Origin of the sequence: Intestinibacter sp. (assembly GCF_034113885.1) — a bacterium.
In the GTDB taxonomy this organism is placed as follows: domain Bacteria; phylum Bacillota; class Clostridia; order Peptostreptococcales; family Peptostreptococcaceae; genus Intestinibacter.
In genome coordinates this window covers 1-7,318 of record NZ_JAXEWM010000102.1, presented here as the reverse complement: position 1 = coordinate 7,318, position 7,318 = coordinate 1, and the positions used below count along the sequence as shown (strand labels likewise).

Genomic DNA, 7,318 nt, shown 5'->3' with positions numbered 1-7,318 from the left:
AATACCAAGCACTGTGGAATCTATAGGTTTTTTTGCATTTAAAAATTGTAAAAGCTTAACAGAGGTTCAGTTACAAGAAGGGCTAAAAAGTATGTCTCAAGGTGTATTTGAAGGCTGTACAAGTATAGAAAGCATAGAGATTCCAAGTACTTTAATGAGTATACCTGTATATGCATTTTGTGGATGTACTGAGTTAAAAAATGTAAAAATACCAGAAGGAGTAAAAAGTATAAGATTAGACGCATTTTATATGTGCACTAGTATAAGAAGTATAGAAATTCCAAATAGTATGGTGACTATATCAAGAGAAGCATTTGATTCATGTGTTAACTTAAAAAGTATAACAATTCCAAATAAAGAAACAAAACTTGAAGATTATGCACTTAAGAATTGTAGATATGTAACTATATATGGATATACTGGCTCTAAAGCAGAAGCTTATGCTCAAAAATATAGTCTTGAGTTTGTCGATTTAAGTAATAAAATTACTGTTAAATTTGATCCAAATAATGGTGAAGATATTATAGAAAAAGATATTCAAAATACTACAGCATTAGATTATACACCAAGTGTTCCTACTAAAGATGGTTTTGTTTTTGTAGGATGGTATAAAGATGTCGACGATATAACTACAGAATATAAATCAGGTGCCCAATACACAGAAAATACAACATATAAAGCTAAATGGGCTCATGTTCAAATGCTTGGAGCACAAGTTAAAGCGGTAGTAAATAATCACAGTGGTATAAGATTCGGTACAAAAATTTACAATGATGGAGATGAAATAGTAGAAAAAGGTACATTAATACTTCCATATGTTTTACTAGCAGAAGGTGAAGCTTTAACATTGGATATTACAAATGCTGCTAAATCTATGGGTAAAATAAATTATGAAGTTAATGAACAAGAAAATTATGTAACTTATTTAGGAACTTTAATAAATATACCATCTAATCAATTTGATACAAAAATGACAGCAGCAGCTTATGTAATTTATAGGGATAAAGCTGGCAATGAGTATACAGTTTATTCACAATATAAAAATAGTTTTACAACTGTAAATAAGTTATTAGGTAAATAAAATTATATAATAAAATATAGAACCTCTCATAATTTGAACGCAAAGTGAGAGGTTTTATTTTAGATAAAAAACTATACTGTATTTATAGGAGATGAGCAAATGGAATGGTTAAAAAGATTAAATAACGCACTAGATTACATTGAACAAAATCTAGATGATAAAATTGAATACGAGAAATTGGCTCAAATAGCTGGTTGCAGTGTCTATCATTTTCAGAGGATGTTTTCGTATATGGCAGAGATGCCGTTATCTGAGTATATAAGAAATAGAAGGTTGACAAAGGCGGCTTTTGATTTGCAAAAAGGAGATAAGGTGATAGATGTAGCCATAAAATATGGATATGAATCACCGACAGCTTTTAATAGGGCTTTTCAAAAATTTCACAAGGTATCGCCATCGAAGGCTCAAAAGGAAGGAACTTTTCTAAAGGCACATCCTCCTATTAGTTTTAAAATAACAGTTAAAGGAGTAAAGCAAATGGAATATAGTATAGTTAAAAAGGGTGAAATGAGAATAGTAGGAGCTAAAATATTGCTTAATAATGGAGTTAATGGTGAAATCAACGAAAGTAGCATGGAGGAAAACTTCAAAATGGTACCAGCGTTTTGGCAAGCTGTAGGTCAAGATGGTAGATTAGCAAAAATAGTATCTATGATGGATTCAAATTCAAATGGAGTACTAGGTGTCAGTGCTTGTATGGCAAATGTTGAAAATTGGGAATACTATATAGCAGTTCAAACTGATAAAGAAGTAATTGAGGGATTAGAGGAGTATATAATTCCTGCAAATACATGGGCTGTTTTTAAAGGAAATGGAGTTATGCCGACTGCAATACAAGATGTTGAAAAGAGAATTGTAACAGAATGGCTTCCTACTTCAGGATATGAATATGCAGATGCACCTGATATAGAGGTTTATCTAAATCAAGATTTTACAAATTCTCAGTTTGAGGTTTGGATACCTGTTAGAGAGGCTAAGTAATTATGTATCATGGAAGATTTAAAGGATCTCACTATGAAGCAGGTTATAAGTGGGGAGCATTATTAAATAAAAGAGGACAAAAGTTAGATAATTGTCCAACTTATGAAGTGGGAGAAAAAAGAATACAATTTGGAAAAGAATGTAAGGTGATATTTGAAAAATATTACCCTGAAATACTTCAAGAAGTAAAAGGTATTGCCGATGGAAATGAAATTTCATTTGAATATTTATGTGGAATGTTATTTTCTATGTATTGTTTTTCATTTGATAATAAATGTACTTGTTTTGCAATAAACAACAAGGATCAAATATTATTTGGTAGAAATAGTGATTTTTTAGTAAATTTAGAAAAATTATATATGAACTGTATTTACAAATTAGACAATGTTTACGCATTTAATGGAAATACTACAGCCTTTGTTCAAATGGAGGATGGAGTAAATGAAGAAGGTTTGGCGGTAGGCTTAACTTTTATATATCCGAAATTGACAAAACCAGGATTTAATGCGGGAATCTTACTTAGATATATTCTTGAAAAATGTAAAACTACGCAAGAGGCAATTACAGCTATCAAAATGCTACCTATAGCATCACAACAAACGATAACCATTGCTGATAAAAGTGGTGATATAGCTGTAGTTGAATGTAATTCTGAAAAAGTAGTAGTTATAACACCACAGGCTGGTGAAGATTTTGTGGCAACAGCTAATAATTTTAACTCTGCTGAAATGCAAGACTACAAAAATCCTCAAATAGATGACTGGCGTTCTTGTGATAGATATGAAACAGCGAAAAAGCTTTAATCAATAATAAAGATAAGTATGATTTAGATTTTGCGATGAATTTACTCGGTGGGAAGTATGGATTTATGTGCCAATATGATAGGAAAACTAATGCCGATACTGTTTGGTCAGTAGTTTATGATTTAAAAAATAAAAAAATATGGAGGGTAGAAGGTAACCCAGGTCGTAAAAAGTTTAAGGAAGATGTTCGTTTCGAAATAAAATAGATTGATAAAAGAGGATATTTGTCGATATCCTCTTTTATCTGTTTAGTTTAAATATTATTTTAAGTCAAATCCAAAATTTTTAAGCTCCTGTTTTAATAAATTTATATTTGAAGCCTCCATATGGCTCAGTGGAAGCCTTAAATTACCGACATCCATACCAAGCAAATTCATAGCAGTCTTCACAGGAACTGGATTCACTTCGACAAATAAAGCATCTATTAGAGGCTTCATATTTAGTTGAAGTTCCCTTGATTTTTCTACATTTCCAGATAAAAAGCTGTATACTAAATCGTGGCTTTCTCTAGGACATATATTTGCGAGAACAGAGATAACGCCAGCTCCACCTAGAGATAAAAGTGGCAGAGTAGAGTCGTCATTTCCTGAATAAATCGAAAAATTATCGTCGACTAATCTTGCTATTTCAGCCACTTGAGCCATATCTCCGCTCGCTTCTTTGATTCCAACGATATTTTCCACACCATAAGCTAATTCAGCGATTAATTTAGGTGATAAATTGACTCCTGTTCGAGATGGGACGTTGTATAGAATTATTGGAATTTCTACACTTTGGGCGATTTTCGTGAAATGAGCCTTTATACCTGATTTATTTCCCTTGTTGTAGTAGGGATTTATGATTAAAAGCCCATCGGCACCGAAGTTCTCAGCGATTCTACTCAACATGATAGAGTGCTCTGTGTCGTTTCCGCCAGTGCCGGCAATCACTGGGATTCTCTTGTTTACAGCGTCGATGACACATTTGATTGCAGCTACATGCTCCTTGTCATCTAAGGTACTCGCCTCACCAGTTGTGCCGCATACGACTATGGCGTCTGTATTGTTTTTTATATGAAACTCTACTAGTTCCTCTAGTTTATCGTAGTTGACCTTATTCTCTTTAGTAAAAGGCGTGACTAAAGCCACTGCAGATCCTTGAAATAACATAAAATTCCTCCTATCGAAAATATTAAGCAATCAATATGTACATTGCCTATTAGAATTATATTCTCTTGAATTTTATATTATTAATATTACTCAAAAAAATAGGAATATTGCACCGAAGTCAGCACAATATCCCATATGTAAATCTATCTATTATTCTAACTCATCTAGATTTTTATCGATTTCATCCATAGATGATAAGTAATTACAGAATATAACGTCAAAGAAATCCTCGTCTAAATCGTCTATATACCATTTATTATCTTTTTTTCCACAGTCTATTTTTACTGTCTTTGTAGCGAAAGTTTCTTTGCCTTCAGATTCAGAGCTATTTAGAGTTTCGATAAATAAATCTTCTATTTCCTCCTCACTCATTTCCCTACCAGCAAAGGCTTGAGAAATTGCTTCTTCAAACGCTTTAGCAAATGCATCTTCAAGTACGTCAGTTCCATCGATATATTTGAAATCTACAGTTACAACTGCGCTATCTCCATCTACTTCGGCACCCTTGATTTCATAAGTCATTTTTGCTGCATTTTTTCTAAAATAATCTAAATAATTGCTTAATGAATCATCTGATTCCTCACTTGTTATTTCATCGAAAGAGTCTTTTAAGTCAGGATTCATGCTTTCTGCCATCTTTTCAAGGTTTAGCTCTTGAGTATTCTTTAAAAATACATCTACAGTATCTTCTGGCTTAGCTGAGCTACATCCAACTAAAGAAATTACAAAAATTGCGGCTAAAATAATACTAAATAATTTTCTTTTCATTTTTTTCTCCCTCCAATAAATTAATATAGAAAATCTCGATTGTATATTTTTATATAAAGATTTTCTTATACATATTATACAGTATTTTTGAATAAAAAAATATATTGAGATAAAAACAATACATAAAATGGTAGAGAATATAATTTTGTTAGTGTATAATTATATAGATAATACAATTATAAAGGGAGGGAACTTAATGAAAGAACAAGTTGCAGCAGTATTAGATAAAGTTAGACCAGTACTACAAAGAGACGGTGGAGACGTTGAATTAATAGATGTTGCTGATGATGGAACTGTATTAGTAAGATTACAAGGTGCTTGTGCAGGTTGCCCAGGAGCTACTATGACATTAAAAGCTGTTATAGAAAACCTATTAGTAAAAGAAGTACCAGGTGTTACTAGAGTAGTTGGTGTTTAATAAATAAAAAGAGCAAACAAAATTATTATCTTGTACTGAGATATAATTATCAAATTAAAATACTGGAATGAAAATTCATTCCAGTATTTTAATTTAATAATTATTTTTGAGATTGGGATTTATTTTTTCAACAAAAAGGGCATCATCCTATTTCTTGGTGTGACAGTCCCTTTCACTCTTACTATGATGATTAATATTAGTAAATTTGAATCGCTGACATATCATAACGATCAACTCTTACTAATTGGCGTATGATTTCTTCTTTGTCTAAATTTGATAAAGTTACACTTTCACGAGTGGTACACAGTAATGTATATCTTTCTATTGCATCTTCAAAATTATCATAATACTCTCTACTTACATAAATAGTATCTTTGTCTTTTTCTGTTTTGGTAAAACATAATAAATAACTCATAATGTACTCTCCTTATTTAGAATAATTATAATTTCGTTCTTTTAATAAACTATATCATAAAATTATGAATAAATCTATCAGATTCTGATTTTCAAAAATATCAAAATGAATGTGAAGTCAGTATCGTGGATACTGTTCAAAAGAAATTTGGAATGTCACTCAACAAGTGAAATAAGCAAAAGATAAGAAATACTGATTTTTATATATTGTGCAAATAGTTCGACAATTTAATTGATATTTTTCAGTAATGTTAGTATAATAAAAATAAATTCTAATCAAAGCAATTAAATGGTTATAATTAGAAACCATTATGTTCTGTAAAATAGTATTAGTTGTTTTGATAAACATTTGCACTATTATAATATGAGTATCTATTTTTTAAGAAATATAATTTATATTATGCAGGTCTATATGATTATAATTGGATTAGTTTAGAGAGAGTAAAATAGATATCTGTACTATGTGAATTATGTATTATAATTTAATTTTTTATATTAATATATATAATTTTGCATGGATATTAAATTGAATAGTGTAAGCAATAAGAATTTATTTTAATACGAGGGAGGTATAGAAATGTCAAATGAAGGGGATAGAGGGAAAGAAACATCTGATCGAGAAAAATTAGAGAAATATGTAAAAGATTATAGAATTTTTATCGATACATGTAGTTTATTACATCCTGAATCGAATAAATTTTGGAATAATATTATTCCTATACTACACATGTATAATAGCAAGATAATTATTCCAAAGAGAAGTATAGATGAACTTGAAAAACATTCAAATAATAAGCAGAATTCTGATTTATCCAGTAGTGCCAATAATTGCAAAATAATATTGAGTAAATTGATTCGTGCTGGATATGTAGAAATACGTGGTGAAGAAACAGATAATTTTGCAGATAATGTATTTCAAGTAGTATTTACAAAATTTAGAATGACACATAATTTACTATTGATTACACAAGATAATAACTTAGCAAAGGATATTTTGGCATTGAATGATAGTAAATCAGTTAAAGGAAAATCAGTTGTAGTTAAAAAAATTAATAAACAGGGATATTTAAGTAGCTTTAGTTGGAAGGAAAATAAAAAAAGAGTAAGGGGAAAAAATTTAGCACCTCATAAAGTATTTAAAGTATGTACAGAAGTTACAAGCATTCCTGATACAAAATTAAACATATCGAGAATACCATCTGAAAATGAGATTGTGTATACATCACAAGGTGAAATAAAATTAACAAAGGAATTAGGTGCAGGAGGAGAAGCAATAGTTTATGAAACAAGCACTCCTTATGTTGCTAAAATATATAAAAAAGATAATTTAACTGCTAGGAAGTATGAAAAAATTAAATTGATGCTTACAAAAAAAATTAACTGTCAAGGGGTGTGTTACCCAGTTGAAATTGTTTATAATTCAAATAAAGAATTTGTGGGGTATTTAATGCCAAAAGCAGAAGGGATAGAATTACAAAAAAGTGTATTTGGTCCAAAGCCATTGTTTTTAAGAAAATTTCCAGGATGGAAAAAACGAGATACAGTTCAATTATGTATTACAATTCTTAAAAAGATAAAATATTTACACGATAGAAATATTATTATTGGAGATATTAATCCAGCTAACATATTGGTAGTTTCTCCTGAACAAGTATATTTTGTTGATACTGATAGTTTTCAAGTTGAGGATTTTCCTTGTCCAGTA

Annotated in this window: 9 protein-coding genes; 6 read left to right on the top strand and 3 right to left on the bottom strand. The window is 30.1% G+C overall.

Annotated features, from left to right (window positions below):
- From SPD90_RS06145 to SPD90_RS15220, 4 genes are all read left to right on the top strand, one after another.
- Nucleotides 1-1,081, top strand: a 1,081-nt coding sequence (locus SPD90_RS06145; protein ID WP_320924644.1) for a leucine-rich repeat protein, incomplete at its 5' end; no start/stop codon positions are given.
- 99 nt (nucleotides 1,082-1,180) lie between these two features.
- Nucleotides 1,181-2,062 carry an AraC family transcriptional regulator gene (locus SPD90_RS06140; RefSeq protein ID WP_320924643.1) on the top strand — a complete coding sequence of 294 codons (882 nt, stop codon included), beginning with the start codon at nucleotides 1,181-1,183 and terminating at the stop codon, nucleotides 2,060-2,062.
- A gap of 2 nt (nucleotides 2,063-2,064) precedes the next feature.
- On the top strand, nucleotides 2,065-2,865 hold the full coding sequence (locus tag SPD90_RS06135; RefSeq protein ID WP_331680525.1) for a C45 family peptidase: 801 nt from the start codon (nucleotides 2,065-2,067) through the stop codon (nucleotides 2,863-2,865).
- Between the two features lie 65 nt (nucleotides 2,866-2,930).
- Entirely contained in the window at nucleotides 2,931-3,071 is a 141-nt protein-coding gene (locus tag SPD90_RS15220) for a hypothetical protein (protein ID WP_331680524.1), read from the top strand.
- Between the two features lie 54 nt (nucleotides 3,072-3,125).
- Here the strand turns inward: SPD90_RS15220 and dapA are convergent, their stop codons facing one another.
- Together dapA and SPD90_RS06125 are read right to left on the bottom strand one after the other, a co-directional pair.
- Nucleotides 3,126-4,013, bottom strand: coding sequence for a 4-hydroxy-tetrahydrodipicolinate synthase (dapA, locus tag SPD90_RS06130; protein WP_320625699.1), 888 nt, complete (start codon nucleotides 4,011-4,013; stop codon nucleotides 3,126-3,128).
- Nucleotides 4,014-4,163: 150 nt separating this feature from the next.
- Nucleotides 4,164-4,781 (bottom strand): DUF5105 domain-containing protein, encoded by a 618-nt coding sequence (locus SPD90_RS06125; protein WP_320924642.1) that lies wholly within the window; start codon nucleotides 4,779-4,781, stop codon nucleotides 4,164-4,166.
- Nucleotides 4,782-4,977: 196 nt separating this feature from the next.
- Here SPD90_RS06125 and SPD90_RS06120 point away from each other — a divergent pair, with 196 nt between their 5' ends.
- A complete protein-coding gene (locus SPD90_RS06120) occupies nucleotides 4,978-5,199 on the top strand; it encodes a NifU family protein (protein WP_320924641.1) in 222 nt (73 codons plus the stop codon).
- A 196-nt stretch (nucleotides 5,200-5,395) separates the two neighbouring features.
- Here SPD90_RS06120 and SPD90_RS06115 read toward each other — a convergent pair whose 3' ends face one another.
- Complete coding sequence (locus SPD90_RS06115) at nucleotides 5,396-5,614, bottom strand: hypothetical protein (RefSeq protein ID WP_320924640.1); 219 nt, start codon at nucleotides 5,612-5,614, stop codon at nucleotides 5,396-5,398.
- 576 nt (nucleotides 5,615-6,190) lie between these two features.
- Here SPD90_RS06115 and SPD90_RS06110 point away from each other — a divergent pair.
- Nucleotides 6,191-7,318, top strand: a 1,128-nt coding sequence (locus SPD90_RS06110; protein WP_331680523.1) for a hypothetical protein, incomplete at its 3' end; no start/stop codon positions are given.

Excerpts from the sequence above, each read along its gene's own strand:
- SPD90_RS06115 (WP_320924640.1), bottom strand. The coding sequence starts at position 5,614 with ATGAGTTATTTATTATGTTTTACCAAAACAGAAAAAGACAAAGATACT.
- SPD90_RS15220 (WP_331680524.1), top strand. The coding sequence starts at position 2,931 with ATGTGCCAATATGATAGGAAAACTAATGCCGATACTGTTTGGTCAGTA.
- SPD90_RS06125 (WP_320924642.1), bottom strand. The coding sequence starts at position 4,781 with ATGAAAAGAAAATTATTTAGTATTATTTTAGCCGCAATTTTTGTAATT.
- SPD90_RS06135 (WP_331680525.1), top strand. The coding sequence starts at position 2,065 with ATGTATCATGGAAGATTTAAAGGATCTCACTATGAAGCAGGTTATAAG.
- SPD90_RS06120 (WP_320924641.1), top strand. The coding sequence starts at position 4,978 with ATGAAAGAACAAGTTGCAGCAGTATTAGATAAAGTTAGACCAGTACTA.
- dapA (WP_320625699.1), bottom strand. The coding sequence starts at position 4,013 with ATGTTATTTCAAGGATCTGCAGTGGCTTTAGTCACGCCTTTTACTAAA.
- SPD90_RS06140 (WP_320924643.1), top strand. The coding sequence starts at position 1,181 with ATGGAATGGTTAAAAAGATTAAATAACGCACTAGATTACATTGAACAA.